The sequence below is a fragment of the Pseudarthrobacter sp. NPDC058196 genome, from assembly GCF_042882685.1.
GTDB lineage: Bacteria > Actinomycetota > Actinomycetes > Actinomycetales > Micrococcaceae > Arthrobacter.
This window is the reverse complement of sequence record NZ_JBHVVN010000004.1, coordinates 183,265-199,069: the sequence shown is the minus strand read 5'-3', so window position 1 is coordinate 199,069 and position 15,805 is coordinate 183,265. Positions and strand designations below refer to the sequence as shown.

At 64.8% G+C, this 15,805-nt stretch carries 12 protein-coding genes; 3 read left to right on the top strand and 9 right to left on the bottom strand.

Translation table 11 applies throughout. The features are described from left to right. The first annotated feature begins 32 nt into the window (after window positions 1-32). Both ACFVVC_RS07585 and ACFVVC_RS07580 read left to right on the top strand, forming a co-directional pair. Window positions 33-1,991: a protein kinase gene (locus tag ACFVVC_RS07585; RefSeq protein WP_387450780.1), complete on the top strand. Its 1,959-nt coding sequence runs from the start codon at window positions 33-35 to the stop codon at window positions 1,989-1,991. After that, the gene (locus ACFVVC_RS07580) at window positions 1,988-4,276 is read left to right on the top strand and encodes an ATP-binding cassette domain-containing protein (RefSeq protein WP_387450777.1); all 2,289 of its coding nucleotides are present in this window, start codon (window positions 1,988-1,990) and stop codon (window positions 4,274-4,276) included. The genes ACFVVC_RS07585 and ACFVVC_RS07580 overlap by 4 nt, the downstream gene beginning before the upstream one ends. Before the next feature lie 38 nt (window positions 4,277-4,314). Here the strand turns inward: ACFVVC_RS07580 and ACFVVC_RS07575 are convergent, their stop codons facing one another. The 9 genes from ACFVVC_RS07575 to paaA form a co-directional block, all read right to left on the bottom strand. Next, the gene (locus ACFVVC_RS07575; protein WP_387450774.1) at window positions 4,315-5,322 is read right to left on the bottom strand and encodes an SGNH/GDSL hydrolase family protein; all 1,008 of its coding nucleotides are present in this window, start codon (window positions 5,320-5,322) and stop codon (window positions 4,315-4,317) included. Window positions 5,323-5,339: 17 nt separating this feature from the next. Then, entirely contained in the window at window positions 5,340-7,142 is a 1,803-nt protein-coding gene (locus ACFVVC_RS07570) for a zinc ribbon domain-containing protein (protein ID WP_387450771.1), read from the bottom strand. Between the two features lie 45 nt (window positions 7,143-7,187). Continuing rightward, entirely contained in the window at window positions 7,188-9,257 is a 2,070-nt protein-coding gene (locus ACFVVC_RS07565) for a zinc-ribbon domain-containing protein (protein ID WP_387450768.1), read from the bottom strand. Between the two features lie 181 nt (window positions 9,258-9,438). Next, a complete protein-coding gene (locus ACFVVC_RS07560; protein ID WP_387450766.1) occupies window positions 9,439-10,230 on the bottom strand; it encodes an enoyl-CoA hydratase/isomerase family protein in 792 nt (263 codons plus the stop codon). A 24-nt stretch (window positions 10,231-10,254) separates the two neighbouring features. Then, window positions 10,255-11,481, bottom strand: a complete 1,227-nt coding sequence (gene paaE, locus ACFVVC_RS07555) for a 1,2-phenylacetyl-CoA epoxidase subunit PaaE (protein WP_387450763.1) — start codon at window positions 11,479-11,481, stop codon at window positions 10,255-10,257. Window positions 11,482-11,490: 9 nt separating this feature from the next. Next, entirely contained in the window at window positions 11,491-12,012 is a 522-nt protein-coding gene (paaD, locus tag ACFVVC_RS07550) for a 1,2-phenylacetyl-CoA epoxidase subunit PaaD (protein ID WP_387451150.1), read from the bottom strand. A 5-nt stretch (window positions 12,013-12,017) separates the two neighbouring features. Beyond that, window positions 12,018-12,878, bottom strand: a complete 861-nt coding sequence (gene paaC / locus ACFVVC_RS07545; protein ID WP_387450760.1) for a 1,2-phenylacetyl-CoA epoxidase subunit PaaC — start codon at window positions 12,876-12,878, stop codon at window positions 12,018-12,020. Beyond that, window positions 12,875-13,183 carry a 1,2-phenylacetyl-CoA epoxidase subunit PaaB gene (gene paaB / locus ACFVVC_RS07540; protein ID WP_387450757.1) on the bottom strand — a complete coding sequence of 103 codons (309 nt, stop codon included), beginning with the start codon at window positions 13,181-13,183 and terminating at the stop codon, window positions 12,875-12,877. The genes paaC and paaB overlap by 4 nt, the downstream gene beginning before the upstream one ends. Next, window positions 13,180-14,175 (bottom strand): 1,2-phenylacetyl-CoA epoxidase subunit PaaA, encoded by a 996-nt coding sequence (gene paaA / locus ACFVVC_RS07535; RefSeq protein ID WP_387450753.1) that lies wholly within the window; start codon window positions 14,173-14,175, stop codon window positions 13,180-13,182. Before paaA ends, paaB begins: the two co-directional genes overlap by 4 nt. A 511-nt stretch (window positions 14,176-14,686) precedes the next feature. Here paaA and ACFVVC_RS07530 point away from each other — a divergent pair. After that, window positions 14,687-15,763: a response regulator gene (locus ACFVVC_RS07530; protein ID WP_387451147.1), complete on the top strand. Its 1,077-nt coding sequence runs from the start codon at window positions 14,687-14,689 to the stop codon at window positions 15,761-15,763. Window positions 15,764-15,805 lie beyond the last annotated feature (42 nt).

Sequence of the window (15,805 nt, the reverse complement as noted above, 5' to 3'; positions counted from 1 at the left end):
CCGGCCACTCATGGCACGGGTACGAACATCGGATGGCTTGCACTCCGAGTCGTTTGGTAGTGGCTGTGGGGGCGCCGCCGGCCTCCCCGCATGCCTTTCTCGGTTGCATAGTGGGGGCGTTCTTGAACCGTCAGCTTGGCAGTAGGTACGTACTCGAAGAATCCATTGGGCGGGGAGCAATGGGCGAAGTTTTTCGGGGGCACGATGGGGAAGGAACTCCCCTTGCCTTTAAGCTCCTCCATCCGGATCTCGCCGGTGACGCCGATGTGGTGGGCCGCTTCGTCAAGGAGCGGGGAATTCTGGAAGCTGTTACCAGCCCCAACCTGGTTCGCCTGGTGGACCTGGTGGCCGAGGGTGAGACGCTCGCTATCGTCATGGAGTTGGTGGACGGACCTGACCTTCGTTCTTACCTAAGCGCACGTGGCACCCTCGCCCCTTCCGAAGTCTGCCGCGTCGGGGCAGGCGTTGCCAACGGCCTGGCTGCCGTCCACGCTGCGGGCATCGTCCACCGCGACATCAAGCCGGAGAATGTCCTCCTAGCGGACTCGGACTCTAAAGCCATTCCCAAGCTCACCGACTTCGGCATCTCGTCGCTCGTAGACACGGACCGGGCACGAAGCACCATGCTGGTGGGAACACCGCAGTACATCGCGCCGGAAGTCAGCGAAGGCCAAGAGGTAACCGCGGCCTCAGACCTGTACGCCCTGGGCATCATGCTGTACGAACTGGCCTGCGGGGTCACCCCCTTCGCCGGGGGCTCGGTCATGGCCGTGCTGCGCCGGCACAGCGACGTCCTGCCAGGCCGGCCCGACTCCATGCCCGACGAACTGTGGGACCTCATCTCCTGGCTGCTCAACAAACAACCAGGCCAGCGTCCCCCCACCGCAAAGCAGGTGGCCACCGTCCTCGATGCCCTGGGTCCCACCCTGGCCAACTATCCACCTGGCCAACTGCTCACCGAGCCACCCCTGCCTGTGACGGGGCTGCAGACCGGGGTGACCATGGCGGTGCCGTTCACCAAGACACCTGCCACCACCTCCCTGCCCCGCCAAGGCACACAGGACGTGCCCGTCCCGCTGCCGCCCCAGCCCGCAGAGCAGGAACCTGCCGCCGCTCCCGAAAAACCCAAAAAACGCCGGGCGGTGATCATTGCGGCCATCGCCGCAGCCGTGCTGGTGCTCGCGGCCGGTGGCTTCACGGCAGTCAATGCCCTCGGCGGCGGCGCCAAGGAAGCCGCGGCCAGTGCCACCAGTGCAGGGGCCACCGCAACGGCATCCGCCACGACCTCCGCAAGCCCCATGTCCACTGCCTCAGCTGCTGCAACAACGTCCGCCCCGCCGACGTCTTCTGCCAGTGCGACGTCGATCGCCGGCTTCCCGAATGTGGTGGGCAAACTCCTGCCCGACGCTCAAAAAGCGCTAGGACCCTCTGTGACCGCCCAGGTGGTGGACAAGTATGACCCCACCAAGCCTGATGGCACGGTCCTGGCACAGTCGCCGGTGTCCGGATCGACGTCGCGCATCGAACTCACTGTGGCGCGGTCCGAGGTTGTGTCCTACCTGGCCGATCAGTCCCCTGTCAGCGGATACTGGGGCAGCAGCACGCAGGCCGTAACCATCTCCGGGAGCACGTACGCCCACAGCGTGTCCACCGATGTCTGCGGTTACAACTCGGGCTCAGCTGTTGAATACAACCTCGGCCGTAACTACCAAACGTTCAATGCCACCGCGGGCCTCGGTGATGCCTCGAAGGACAGCACGGCCGTGGTGCTCGTGGAAATCTTCGCCGACGGCCGCAAGGTCTCCAGCCAGTCAGTGGCGTACGGCCAGCCCTTCCCCATCACTGCTGACATGACCGATGTCCTGCGGATGAAGATCCAGTGGCAGCCCACCTCCTGCAACAAGAGCGACGGCAACGCCAGCCTGGCCCTGGGCAGCGCCAAGCTGCTGGGACTTCCGGGCCGCGTCCCGCTAGCGACCCCCACCCCGTGACGGCCACGGCCGGAACCCACCTGGAGGTCCGCTTCGGCGTCCGTTCGTGGGTTCTTGGACCCGGAGATTCGGCCCGGATCGGGCGCGGCACCGACGTTGAAATCAACGTCCCCGAACCGTCCGTGTCACGTATCCATGCCTTTATCCACTATGACGACGGATGGTGGATCCAGGACGAAGCAAGCGCCGCCGGGCTGTGGGTGGGCGGACAAAGGGAACCACGGTCCAGGATCGACGGTGCCACCTCGGCCCACCTTGGCGATCCGGAACAAGGTGCCCCCAGTGTCACCCTGACGTTGCGGGCACCCGACCGGCCACCTGCCCCGCCAGGCACCGAAGAGCAGCAGGCACCTCCCGGCACCGTGCGCCTGGGCCGCGCAGCCGGAAACGACGTCACCCTCGCCGACGTTTTGGCGTCCCGCTTCCACGCAGTACTCCGTCCCGCAGGCAACCAGGTGCTGGTGGAAGACCTCGGCAGCCTCAACGGCACATTCCTCAACGGCCGCCGTGTTTCCGGCGAAGCCACCGCCCGGGTTGGTGACCGGCTCACGATCGGCAATGCCGACTACCGGATCTCCTTGACACCTGCGGGTGTTGGCGTCGAGAAGGTGGCAAACGGCGAGGGCCTGCGCCTGGACTCGGTGGGCTACGAAATCCGGGACAAGCGGAAGCCCAAAGCACTGCTACGCGATGTGGACTTCGCATCGGCCCACGGACGCCTCCTTGCCGTGATCGGCCCCTCCGGCGCCGGGAAGTCCACGCTCATGAGCGTCATGACCGGCGCCAACCGGCCAACCACCGGCAATGTGCTCTTCGATGACCAAGACATCAACCGGAACTATGAGGCCCTCCGCAGCCGTATCGGGTTCGTTCCGCAGGAGGACATCCTGCACCGGACCCTGACCGTCAGGCAGGCCCTGGAATTTGCTGCCCGGCTCCGCCTGCCCGCCGACACCACGGCAGACGAACGCAAAACCCAGATTGACAGCGTGCTGGCCCAGCTAGGCTTGACCGAACACGCCGGGACGAAGGTCAGCAGGCTCTCCGGCGGCCAGCGCAAGCGCGCGTCCGTGGCGCTTGAGCTGCTCACCGAACCGTCACTGCTCATCCTGGACGAACCCACCTCCGGTTTGGATCCTTCCATGGACAAACAGGTAATGGACACCCTTCGGCAACTAGCCAATGCAGGGCGCGTAGTGGTGGTGGTAACGCATAACGTGGCCAACCTGGGCGTGTGCGACCAAGTCATTCTTCTGGCCAAGGGCGGTCTCCCTGCCTACGCCGGACGGCCGGACACCATCCTTTCCCATTTCCGCGCTGCCGACTGGGCAGATGTGTTCAGGAAGGCGTCCGAGGAACCGGAGGCGCTGTACGGGAACTTCCGCGTCCTGAACCCAGCAGTTCCCCGGCCCCGGCTGGACACAAGCCAGCTTCACGCGGCGTCCGCTTCACCGGCGGCTCCCCCAACGTCACGCCTCCGCCAGCTGCGGGCCATCATTGCCCGCCAGTTGTTCCTGTTGTGGGCGGACAAGGGCTACTTTGTGTTCCTTACGCTGTTGCCCGTGGTCCTGGGTGGCCTTGCACTGGTGGTTCCAGGTACCAAAGGCTTTGGCGCACCTACGTTGAAAGAAATAGGCGAGCCAAGCCAACTGCTGGTGGTGCTGATTTTCGGGGCCGCATTTATGGGAATGGCCCTTTCCGCCAGGGACCTCGTGAGCGAGAGAGCCATCTTCCGGCGGGAAGAAGCAGTTGGATTAAGGCCCGGCCCTTATCTTCTAGCCAAATCCATTGTCTGCACGGTGGTGTGCCTTATCCAGTCAGCCGTCATGACCGTTATTGTTTTGGCCGGCAAACCGGCTCCCGAACATTATCTGGTTGCCGATATTCCCGGCCTCGAAATCTTTTTGGCGATTGCGTTGACGGCCTGTGTTTGCAGTTTCCTCGGGCTGGCCATGTCCGCCTGCGTTCAGACCTCCGACCAGGTGATGCCTCTGCTGGTGGTCACAGCCATGGCCATGCTGGTACTCGCCGGCGGCCTCATCCCCGTCACCGGCAGGGCCGGGCTGGAACAGGTCTCCTGGTTCTCACCCACACGCTGGGGTTTCGCGATCGGCGCCCAATCCATCGATTTGAAGGCACTGGTGCCAACCAGCGAAGACGACTGGCTGTGGACCCACTCGGTCAAACGTGCCGGACTGGCGGCCGGGGCACTCCTGGGGCTGGGGGCCGTCTTCTGGATCCTCGCCTGGGCGCGCCTCGTAAAGCTGCCACGGAACAACGGATAGGGCCAGCCCCCTTCCTGCCCTATCCCGGGGGCTCTGCTTCACCCAGCTTTGGGAGCGACAGACAGGATCCCGTCCGGCGACCCCTTGATCACTGCCTCAGTGAGCCGCTTGTAGCCTTCTGCGGTGGGGTGCAGCAGTTCCTGGGCCGCGCTTTGTTCCTGCGCGGCGCTCAGGAGGGAGGCGGGCAGGACGGTGTGGACATACGGCTGGGCGTCGCAAGCACCATGGCCCTCGAGCGCATTCTCAGTATCAGCAATAAACCGGATCTGCGGGTACGTCATGGACGCCTCTTGGGCGGCGCGCTGTGCGGAAGCATTCAGGGTGGCCGTGAGTTGCCTGGCGAAACCGGCCTCCGCCGGGCTGATCCGGCCGCAGTCTCCCACCACGGCGTCGAAGAGCTGGGGGTAGGCCGGAACGAGCACCGGCTTCCCGGCCGCCCGTGCGGCAACATTCCGGTACGCACCTGCGAGGGACCCTGACACGCTTTCAGCTGACTGGAGCGCACCGGCGGTGAAGCTGAGGTCAGCTGTGCAGTCGGCGTCGGAAAGAACGCACTGGTTGAAGATGTCCGCAAACCGGATGTCGTTGCCCCCCAGCATCACCACTGTCACATCCGGGCTCTGCCCGGACATGGCGTCCAGCTGCGCGGCTTCTGCCCTGGCGTTGAAATCGGAGCTCTGCTGGGGGGACTGAAGATTACGGACAATTGCGCGGGAACACGCAACGTTAGAGATGTCCGCACCGGTCCCAGCGAACCAGCCGGACGCGCTCCGGTGGCAGCGTTGATGGGGCTCGTCTGTCCCGTTGAAGTAGTTTCCGGCGCCCTCGCCCGCTGCGAGGGAGTCCCCCAGCAGCAGGACGCTCACGCCCCCGAGGGGCCCCCGTGCGGTGTCCGCTGTGCCCGGGGACGCCGTGTTGCCTGGCGCTGGAGTGCTGCCCGGCGGCGCAGTCCCCGTCCCCGCCAAGGGAATGCCGGCCGACGGGGACATATTGGCAAGCCCAGTCAACGCGGCAGCGGTGGCCACGGCAACTATTGCCGTGGCCACCGCTGCCGGACGTCTTTTCAACTGCGGCGCCGCGCCAGCGCTGCGTCGATTTCGGGATCCTGCTGCTCAGCCAACCAGGTCAGTAGCGCTGGATAGGCTGCCGGGTTCTCAGCGATCAGCACGCGGGCCTGAGGATACTGCGCCGCGATCTCGTACAAGCGGGCCGGAGGCGATGCCGGGTCCGCCGATTCAGCGAAGATGCTTCCCAGCGCGTCGTCAACCTGGACGGCCTGCCCCCCACCCTGGAGCCCGTGGCCGTCGGCGAAATTGCCATGGGAATCGCTGCCGTGGCCAAAACCAAGGCCGTGCGTGTGGTCTTCAGTCCCCTGCAGGGCCGTGTCCGGCGCCGCGCCGTACGCTGCAGGCTGTGCGGGGCTCGCGAACGTAAACCCGGGGTAGGTGGCGTTGGTCGCCGTCCGGAACGCCTCCCGCCGTGACGCCGTGCCGAACACGGACAAGGCCAGCGCCAACGGAAGCACGAAGGCAACCAACAGGCCCATGGTCCCGTTCCAGGTCATGTAGGACGTGGCGGCCATGATGACGATGACCAGGCCAAGGATAAACAGGACACCCGCGTACCCGGCGCTCAAAATGTAGGCTTGGCGAGTGTGCTGCTTCTGGGCCGCCCTGACCACCACCCCGGCCACAGCGCCAACCACGGCCAAGAAGATCACCACCACCCAGGGCACGGTGTTCGGAGTGGCCCCATAGCCGCTGTAGGTGGCGAAGGAGATCAGCACCAGCGCGGACACCACCGCCAGCAGGCCCAGGACGACGACGGCAAGAAGCGTGATTGCTCGGGTCCTGGCCAGGGCGGCATCGTTATCCTTCGGATCCGCCCGGCGTGTCAGCCGGCCCACCGACGGAGATGACGCGATCGCGCCGAACGCAAGCCAGAAGAACACGCTGAAGGCCGGCGAGTACGCCTGGAACACCACGGTGACGATGGTGACGGCGGGGATGAGCCCCAACAGACCGATGCCAAGGCCCGCGGCGCCGATACCGATACCGATCTGCCGGCGCACATCGTTCCCTCGAACCGTCCCGAGCGCGGCCGACACAAGAAGAGCCACATTGGCAGCTCCCAGCAGGACAGTGACAAGCGTGCTGGACCACTCGGTGGCTGGCAGGACGGTCATGCGTTCAATGAACTGGATCACGGTGAGGAGGCCAACGACGGCGCCAAAACCGATGAGTGCCATGCCCCACCGCCGGTCCGTCTCAGCGTCCCCCCTGGTTGAACCCAACTCGGCCCTGCGTGGCTGGGCGGCGAGGATGGCACCGGCCAGCCCAAAAGCCATGGCCGGACCGAGTCCCGTCTTATTGACCAGCTCCAGCACCAGGTAGACCACAACCAGCACAAAGTAGGGTGCGTTGACCCCCAAGCGGGCAAGTTGAGTCTTGCGGTAGTCCCAGGCCGGACCGAAAACACCAGACCGCCAAAGGTACGGGATGGCCACGCTGAACATACTCACCAGGGTGATGAGGATGACGTCGATCCTTGTGGCGGCAACACTTCCGGTGGAGGACTTGCCGAACGTCCAGGCCATGAACATGGAGATCAGGAGCAAGAACAACGCCAGCGCGTCGCGGACGTAATCCGAGACCGGCACCGAGGCGAATGCTCCCGAGGCGGGGCGTCGCTCCGGGACCGTGGCCGCGCCACGCTGCGGCTGCGCGTTGGTGGATCCGTCCTGGCTGGCCGGTTCGGCAGCGGCAGGCTGGGCCGGCGTTGGCGCAGCCCCGGAAGGAGTGCCACAGGAGGTGCAGAAGCGCGCGCCCGGCGCGAGCTGGCCTCCGCAATTAGTGCAGTAAGACATGACTGCCTTTCAAATGACGTCTGGTGGGCTTGGGGTTTGGCCGCTTTATTGGTTGGCGAAGGAGATATCGAGATAGGCCGAGCCGTAGCTGAAGGAGCTGGAACTCGTGGATCTCACGCTCAGCGTCATCGTGTGGGTTCCAACCCCCACCGGGATGGACGTGGCGTTCCCAGTGCTGGAGTTCACTTCGTAGGGCGTTCCGTCTACGGTGGCCACGATCTTTATCCCCGAGCTGGTGCCGGAGGACGGCTTCACCATCAGTGCGCCCGCCTTGTCCGAGGGAACCCGCAGCGAGTACGTCTGTGATGAGGAGGAATAGGACGACACATATGTGCTGGTCAAGGAGTTGTTGCCATTGATGGTGGCAGGTTCCACATACTCCAACACTGTGGCAGAGGCCGTGACACCGGCCGACTTTCCATCGTTGCGGGCGGCTTCCTGGAAGGCACTGCCGGCCCAGGCAACAACCTTATAGTCCCCAACGTCGAACTGGTTCGTGTTGTAGCCGCCGGAGTAGATCTGCCCGAAGTCCTTCTTGCCGTCAGCGCTGTAGAGATGTGCACTGGCAAGCGTGGATTGCTTGTTGAGCTGCAGCTTCATGGCCTTGTCGACGTGGAGTGCGGCAACCGCGTAGCCGGCGTTGTTGAAGGAAAGGTCCTTGGACTGCCCCAAGGTCAGGGCGCCGGACGCGGACTCGGCTCGCGCCAGGCCGGTCACGGCGAGCACTTGTTCGTGGGTGAGGCTGTTGACCGCGCTGACCAGGTGGTCTGCCAGGGAGTCCAGCAGGCTGACTTTCCACTTGCCGTCTTCGTTCACCGTGGTGAGGGCGAACTTGCCGTCGTTGGAGAGCAGCGCACTTGCCCAGTTGATCTGGCCGGTGCCGTAGCCGCTCTGGTAGGCAGTGCCGTTGAGGCAGGTGCCGCTCTGGCTGGATGTGCTGTTGTTGAAGCACTTATCCGTCAACGTGAACCTGTCGCTGCTGCCGGAGACGACGCTGATCTGGTTCACGTAGGCCTGGGCCCGGCCGCCGTCGTGCGGCCCCTCGCTGAAGTCGACGTTGCCAAACGAGAACTTGAAGCTGGAGCCGGACGTGGCCTTGGCCCACAGCTGGCCATACAGATAGAAGAGGTTCGCTTCGTCGCTCACCAGGTAGGGCGCTATCTGGGAAGGCACCTGCGACTGGGATGCCTGGACGGCGGATTTTGCTGCTGTCTGCGGGTTCTCGCTGCCACCTTGGGCCGACGCCGGGATGGTACCGCGAGGAGTCCCTTGGTAAGCATTCACTGCTTCCAGGACGCTGCCGGCGAGGTTGATGTACCAGCGTCCGTCCTTCTTGGACGCCAGGACCGACAGCCCGGAACGCGAAGGCCCCAGATCGCTGATCTGCCACGTCTGATCCGTAACCGAGGTGTTTTGCGTGTTGTCGTACAGCGAACGCAACGCACCCTTGGTCTGTGCCGGGTCGATGTGCAGCTTGATTTCGCCGCTGCTGAGGTGGACAACTGCCACGTCATCAGATACCTGGCTGACGGTGGGGCTGACTCCGGAGAACGTCACATCAACGCCGTCGAACACCAGGTTTGAACCGCCTTGGCCGCTGTCCTCGGGAGCTACGGATTTGGCGTTTTCCGCAATGTTCTCGGCTTTGGCCTTCTTGACGATGGCGTCCTGGACGCGAACTACTGCATCGCGTTCATGCGGCGAGACCATGGTGAACAGTCCCACGAGGTCCTTGTTGGTCATTGCCTCGATGGACTTGGTGACTGCCTGCTCAGGGCTGTCAGCACCACCCTTAAGAATGTTGGCTATGACCACCGCGCCAACTATCCCCGCCACAACCAAGGCGCCCACGACGGAGAGCAGGATGATGACGCGCCTCGACAGCTTGAAAGATTTTCGGACCCGCGGGGCTTTGGGAGCAACGCTTGCGGGCGGCGCTGGAGGCAACGCGGCACCGGCCTCACTGGTGCCGGCAGCGGCTACGGGTGCTCCACAGTTGGCGCAGAAATGCACGCCGGGCTGCAATGGCGTCCCGCAGGCGGAACAGAATCCTGCTCCTGAATATGGCCCTTGCGATTTATCCCGCGTGGACTCGTCAGATACGGTCTGCTCCACAGCATTCCCCCAGTTTTATGTGTCCCGAAGGCTTTCGCCTAAGGAATTTATTAAGTCAAAACACAGATTAGATGGCGCACTGGGTAGACGCAAACTGTTTGAGCACGGGATTGTAAATATTTCAAGTCAAGCAGAATCAATGTCTCGATAGGCGACTATCGGATTTTGATTTGTTTGGTTTCTACTTACGGATTTCGCCACGGAATTTGGGTTCGCGCTTTTCCTGGAATGCCCGGAAGCCCTCCGCGTAGTCATCGGTCTTGCAGAGGCGTGCCTGCTCCTCGTTCTCCTCCTGCATGGCCTGCCACAGGCCCAGGCGCTGGTCACGGATGTGCGCCACCAGCCCCTTCGACGCCACGAACGCCCCCGTGGCGCCGGCAGCGACGCGCTCCACAATGGTCCGCGTGGAGTCCAGCAGCTCGGCCGCCGGCATGGCACGGCTGAACATGCCCTGCGCCACGGCCTCGGCACCCGAGATCAGGTCCGCCGTGTAAATCAGATCCAGCGTCCGGTGCATGCCCAGCCGCTCCGTGAAGTACCAGTGCCCGCCCGAATCCAGCGTGGCCCCCAGCTTGGCGAACGGCGAACCGAACTTGGCGTTCTCCGCCACGTACACCACGTCCGTGGCCAGCAGCAGCCCCAGCCCCACCCCCAGGCAGGCGCCCTGGGCCGCGGCGAACGTCGGCGCCGGGAACGCTGCCATCTTCTTCAGCAACGGCTCCACCAGCCCGCCCAGGTACGCTGCGGCGTCGTCACTCTCCGGGGTAACCCCGGCAATGTCCCGGCCCGCGCAAAAGGCCCGGCCCTCTCCCCTCAGCAGCAGCGCCCGCACCTCACCGCGCGAGGCGGCGGCAGCAGCGTCGTCGTACGCCTGGGTTAAATCCCGCAGCGCATGCTCATCCAGCGAGTTCAGCTTGTGCGGTGCGTCCAGAACGACCTCTGCAATGCCGTTGCTGATGGAAAGGGAAATCATGGGGCTCCTTCTTGTGAAAACGGTTTACACGTCGAAATCGACCGTGACTTCCTTGCTGGTGGGGTGGCTCTGGCAGGTCAGCACGTAGCCCTTGTCCAGCTCATCCTGCTCCAGCGCGTAGTTCTCGTCCATGGTCACGCTGCCCGTGACCACCTTGGCCCGGCAGGTGCCGCACACTCCCCCGGCGCACGCGAACGGCACGTCCGGGCGCACCCTCAGCGCCGCGTTCAGGATGGACTCGCGGGCGTGCGTGGGGCTGGCCACCTCGCCCTGCAGGCCGTCCAGCTTGAACGTGATCTTGTACGTCTCCTTGGACTCGTCCACCACCACGGGACGGCCGGCCTGGCCCTCCGGGCGGTCCGGCTTGCCCGACGTGAACAGCTCGAACCGGACGTTCTCCGGCTTCACCCCGCGCTCGGCCAGGGTGTCGCGGCACAGCTGTACCAGCTCGAACGGCCCGCACAGGAACCATTCATCCACATCGTCCGCGTGCAGGGCGGTACCCAGCAGCTGCTGCAGCTTCTCCGCATCAATCCGGCCGCTCAGCAGCGGCGCGATCCGCTGCTCCCGGGAGAGCACATGGTGGATGGCCAGCCGCTGCGGGTACTTGTCCTTCAGGTCCGCCAGCTCCTCCAGGAACATCACGTCCATGGCGGCCTTGTTGGCGTAGATCAAGTCGAACCGGGTGTCCCGGTTGGCGGCCAGCAGCGTCCGGGCGATCGCGATCACCGGGGTGATGCCGGACCCGGCGGCGATGGCCACGAAGTTCCCGGCCTCCCCCGCCAGCTCGTCCGGGTGGTTCATGGAGTTCATGACGTTCTGCTCCACGGCCACGCCGTCGCGGCCGTGCTTGGACACGAACGCGCCCATGGGGCTCATCACGTCCAGGGTGTCCCCGGCCTTCAGCTCGGCGTTGGCCCAGGTGGAGAACAGCCCGCCCAGGTCCTTCTTGATGGCCACCCGGATCTCGCTGGTGCCGTCCTCGAAGCTGCGCGGCTCGGCGCAGATGGAGTAGCTGCGGCGGATTTCCTTCGGCTCGCCGTCCTCATCCGGCAGCGTGGTGCGCAGGGCAACATACTGGCCGGGCAGGTAGTCGAACTTGCCGGCGAGTTCCGCGGGGACGTGGAAGCCGACCTCGATGGCGTCCTCGGTGAGCCGGCGCACCTCCTGCACGGTGAGGGTGTGGAAGGACGGACGACGGCGGCCGGTCACCTCAGCCTCTTCGGCGGCGGTCTGGCGGACAACAGGCATGGGGATTCCTTACAGGACTTTGAAGTAGTCGAACGGCTCTTTGCAGTCCTGGCACACATACAGCGCCTTGCAGGACGTGGAACCGAAGCGGGTGAGTTCCTTGGTGTTCAGGCTGTTGCACTGCGGGCACTTCACCGCCAGGCTCAGCCGGATGGGGCCGGAGTGGCCGCCGGCCTTGGAGTGGCCGCTGGGCGGGGCGATGCCGTACTCCTGCAGCTTCTGCTTGCCGGCCTCCGTCATCCAGTCCGTGGTCCACGCCGGCGCCAGGACCAGGTCCACGTGCACCTCCCCGTAGCCCTCCTTCTTGAAGGCCGCGTAAAGGTCGTCCCGGATGGCGTCCATGGCCGGGCAGCCCGAGTACGTGGGCGTGATGGTGACCGTGACGGTTCCGTCCTGTACGTCCACGTTGCGCAAAATCCCCAGGTCCGCGATGGTGAGCACCGGGATCTCCGGGTCCACCACCGTGGCGGCGATATCCCACGCATCCTGCTGCGGGGTGCGGGTGCGGGATTCGAAGTCCGAGATGTACATGGCAGTCACCAGCTCGCTCCGGGATGCTCGCGGGCCAGCACCTGCATCTCCGCGAGGATGTAGCCCAGGTGCTCCGAGTGCTTGCCGTACCGGCCGCCGCCAGGAGCTGCGGGCACGTCCGGAACCTCCAGCTCGGCCTCGGTGAGGACAGCGCTGACCAAGCGGTCAAAGTCGCCTTTAAGGCTGGAAGGCGCGACGGCGGCACCCGCCTGGGCGAGGCGCCGCGTCAGGTCATCGTCCTGGAACAGTTCGTTGACGTACGGCCACATGAGGCGCAGCCCGTGGATCATCCTCCTGCGGGATTCGTCCGTTCCGCCGGCCAGGCGCAGCACCCACTGGCTGCTGTGGTCCCGGTGGTAATCCACTTCCTTCACGGCCTTGGCGGCGATGGCTGCCAGGGTTGCGTCCGTGGATTCGGTGAGGCGGCGGTAGAGCTCGTACTGGTAGTAGCTCACCACGAACTGGCGGGCGATGGTGGCCGCAAAGTCACCGTTGGGCTGCTCGAACAGCTGGACACTCCGGAACTCGTGTTCGCGGCGGAAGTAGGCCAGCTCATCCTCGGACCTGGCCGAACCGTCGTCGTTAGGCATGCCGGCACCCGCATAGGTGAGGAAGCTGCGGGCATGGCCCAGCTGGTCCAGGGCGATGTTGCCCAGGGCAATGTCCTCCTCCAGCTCCGGTGCGCGCGAGATCCAGTGGCCCAGCCGCTGGGCGAGGATCAGGGCGTCATCGCCCAGCCGCAGCGCGTACTCGGCGACGTCCCCGCCGGGCTTCACCAGGCCGGTTTTGACCTCCAGCGCGATGTCCTCCGGGCGCAGGGCGTTGCCGGGGGTGATGCGTGTAGCACTTGCGCTGGCTTCGCTCACAGGTGCTTCACCCCTTCGCTCTTGGTGTAGTACGTGGCGTGCCGGTAGTCCTTGCCCTGCGGGGACTCGAAGAAGGAGCCCTTGGAATCGGGGTCGCTGGCCGCGATGGCATCCGCCGGGACCACCCAGATGGACACGCCCTCGTTCCGGCGGGTGTAGAGGTCGCGGGCGTTGCGGAGGGCCATGGCAGCATCCGGTGCGTGCAGGGACCCGGCATGGACGTGGCTCAGGCCGCGGCTGGACCGGACGAACACCTCCCAGAGGCCCCAGGCGTTTCCAGTGGACTCGGCGGTTGAATCGCTCATGCTGCGTGTTCCTTCTGCTGCTTTGCTGACTGTTTTGCTGCGTAAGCCGCCGCTGCCTCGCGGACCCAGGCGCCGTCGTCGTGCGCTGCCCTCCGCCGCTCAAGGCGCTGGGCGTTGCAGGGACCGCGGCCGGCCAGGACTTCGTGGAACTCGTCCCAGTCCAGCGGCCCGTGCTCCCACTTTTTGGTGTCCTCGTTGAAGCGGATCTGGCTGTCCGGGAGGGTGAGGCCCAAGACCTTGACCTGCTCCACCATCATGCCCACGAACCGGTTGCGGAGCTCGTCATTGCTGAACCGCTTGATGTTCCAGGCCATGGACTGCTTGGAGTTGGGCGAATCGTCGTCCGGCGGGCCGAACATCATCAGGGCCGGTGCGTACCAGCGGTTCACGGCGTCCTGGGCCATCTGCTTCTGCGCGGGCGTGCCGTTGGAGAGTTCCAGCAGGATCTCGAAGCCTTGGCGCTGGTGGAAGGACTCTTCCTTGCAGACGCGCACCATGGCGCGGCCGTAGGGGCCGTACGAGGCCCGGCACAGCGGGACCTGGTTGCAGATGGCTGCGCCGTCCACCAGCCAGCCGATGGCGCCCATGTCCGCCCAGGTGCGGGCCGGGTAGTTGAAGATGCTGGAGTAGCGGGCCTTGCCGGCGATGAGGTCGTCCATCATCTTGTCCCGGGACTGGCCAAGGGTCTCGGCGGCGCTGTAGAGGTAGAGCCCGTGCCCGGCCTCGTCCTGGACCTTGGCCATGAGGATGGCCTTGCGCTTCAGGCTGGGGGCGCGGGAGATCCAGTTGGCCTCCGGCTGCATGCCGATGATCTCGGAGTGGGCGTGCTGGGACACCTGGCGCAGGAGGGTCTTGCGGTACGCCGCCGGCATCCAGTCGCGGGGCTCGATCCGGGAGTCCTCGGCGATGATGCGGTCGAAGTGGGCCTGGCCCGCGGCGTCCGCTTCTTGGGTTAGCTCAGCCGGCACTGACTGCAAGTTCTGCGCTGCCATGGTTGCTCCTATGCAAAGACCTGTCGGGCGGCTCGGAATTATTTACCGACCGTTCGTTCAGGATATGCGGGCACGGCGGAACTCGTCAAGCGTGCAACCCCTCCCCCTGCGACGCCCGCTCACCTTCGACCGCTCTCCCACCAACGCCCGCTCACCTCCGACCGCTCTCCCACCAACGCCCGCTCACCTTCGACAGCTTCTCCCCCAACGCCCGCTCACCTTCGACAGCTTTCCCACCAACGCCCGCTCACTTTTTGCGCGTGGCGCTGTCTACAACTGCCGTCCAGGTCGTAGCCCGTCGAAAAGGTTTTACATTCTCCGGCAGGTCAAGCATTGGCTCTACCGAAGCAAGGATTCCGCTGGTTAGGACCTACTCCGGGCTGAGGTCAGGTGCCGGCCTTATTTCGGCAGGTCCCCTAATAGCGGGCGTGGAGCGACTAGACTCGGGCAGGTCGGCAGGTCGGCGGCGCCGCGTGACTACGGAGGACGTATGGTCAGACCTGCGAATTTTCTGAGAGTGCTTGTCGTCGACGATGATCCCGGGTCCCTGCTGGTCGCCCAGGCCGCCGTGGAACAGTCCGGGCATGAGTGCCTCACAGCTGCCGACGGCGATATCGCTTGGGATCTCTACCAGACGTGGCGCCCGCACGTTGTGGTCACGGACCTGCAGATGCCAGGCATGGATGGACTGAGTCTCTGCCGCGCAATCCGTGCCGCCGAGGAAGACGCGTATACGTACGTGGTGCTCGTGACATCCCACGGCTCCCGGGTGGATGTCCTCGCCGGCATGGAGGCAGGAGCCGATGATTACGTGACCAAACCCTTGGATCCTTTCCTCCTGCAAACCCGCCTGTTTGCAGCCCACCGGGTGACGGCCCTGCACGCCGACCTCGCTGATGCCTTGTGCGCCGCCACAGCCAGTAATGAGAGATTGGCCGCGTTCACCGGAAGGGTCAGCCACGACCTCCGCACCCCCTTGACTACAATCCTTGGATACGTGGAACTGGCGTCCATGGACCCTGAACCTGATCCAGCAGAGACCTCCGGCTACCTGGAAATAGCGGGATCGAGTGCTCGCAGGATGCTCTCCATGGTTGAGGAACTTCTCGCATTCGCCTCCATCGGTGGATCTTTGGAGAGGAAGCAGCTTTCTCTGGCAAAGTTGGTGGAAGAAGTCACCGTTGACTTAAGCCTCGGATTAGGTGCGGCGGGCGCGGTCATTGAGTGTGAGGACTTTGTCTTCGATGCTGACCAGGCACAGATGCGCACAGCGCTGCAAAATCTGATCCAGAACGCCGTCGCCTACGCCCGTCCCGAGGCTTGTCCGGTGATTCGTGTCCAAGGGAAGCGATCCATTGCCGGGGTTGTGGTGCAAGTGGTGGATAACGGTAAGGGAATCTCCGCGGGGGACCGCAGCCGGGTGGTAGAGCCGCTGGTGCGTCTGCACAGGGAAGGGGACCCGCCCGGGTCGGGGTTGGGGTTGGCTACGTGTGCCCGCATCGCGGCAGCGCACGCGGGGCGCCTGGAAATTTCCAGTAACCAGAGCGAAGGGACAACCGTGAGCCTGTTTCTCGGCGAGCCGGATTAGAGCGTTTGGCCCCGTCCCTCAGCCGTGCTGGGCCCCTGCGCC

Excerpts from the sequence above, each read along its gene's own strand:
- ACFVVC_RS07585 (WP_387450780.1), top strand. The coding sequence starts at position 33 with ATGGCTTGCACTCCGAGTCGTTTGGTAGTGGCTGTGGGGGCGCCGCCG.
- ACFVVC_RS07570 (WP_387450771.1), bottom strand. The coding sequence starts at position 7,142 with ATGTCTTACTGCACTAATTGCGGAGGCCAGCTCGCGCCGGGCGCGCGC.
- ACFVVC_RS07560 (WP_387450766.1), bottom strand. The coding sequence starts at position 10,230 with ATGATTTCCCTTTCCATCAGCAACGGCATTGCAGAGGTCGTTCTGGAC.
- paaE (WP_387450763.1), bottom strand. The coding sequence starts at position 11,481 with ATGCCTGTTGTCCGCCAGACCGCCGCCGAAGAGGCTGAGGTGACCGGC.
- paaD (WP_387451150.1), bottom strand. The coding sequence starts at position 12,012 with ATGTACATCTCGGACTTCGAATCCCGCACCCGCACCCCGCAGCAGGAT.
- paaB (WP_387450757.1), bottom strand. The coding sequence starts at position 13,183 with ATGAGCGATTCAACCGCCGAGTCCACTGGAAACGCCTGGGGCCTCTGG.
- paaA (WP_387450753.1), bottom strand. The coding sequence starts at position 14,175 with ATGGCAGCGCAGAACTTGCAGTCAGTGCCGGCTGAGCTAACCCAAGAA.